Annotated in this window: 1 pseudogene; it reads left to right on the top strand. The window is 71.9% G+C overall.

Annotated features, from left to right (window positions below):
- Nucleotides 1-203: 203 nt before the first annotated feature.
- Nucleotides 204-445: pseudogene (locus tag HTZ82_RS11290) on the top strand (hypothetical protein); the annotation flags it as partial.

Here is a 445-nt window from a genome sequence, read left to right as displayed (position 1 = left end):
CCGAACCCCCGCTCCTCAATCTCCCCCAAGCTCTTCGAGCAGGGGGTACCCCCACAGGCGCGACAGGGGGTCTGGGGGCGGAGCCCCCAGCTGACAACGGCCCCGGGTCGTCGGGGCGCCGCCGGTTCCGGGGTGGAAAACTCCCCGTAGCCGGGCCGTAACACGGCTGGGATCGAATGCTCGGGACCGCGGTGTGGCAGTCGGTGCGTGGCAGGGGCGTGGGCAAGCAGATGACCGTTCATCAACAAGCAGAGGACGCAAGGTCGTTCGCGCAGTGGCTGCGGGACCTGACGGCGCTGCTCGACCCGGGCGGCGGCTGGTACGGGGTCTTCCTGCAGCGCGACCCCGATGGGATACGGGCCTGCCTGGACGGGGCCGAGCTGCCGCCGTGGGACGTCGTCGAGGCGCTGCTCCAGGACGTCGCGGCGGTACGGGGCGACGGCGA

Source organism: Streptomyces sp. TRM64462 (assembly GCF_013362995.1).
Taxonomy (GTDB): domain Bacteria; phylum Actinomycetota; class Actinomycetes; order Streptomycetales; family Streptomycetaceae; genus Streptomyces.
The sequence above is the reverse complement of the archived record's forward strand: the minus strand, read 5'-3'. Positions and strand labels throughout refer to the sequence as shown.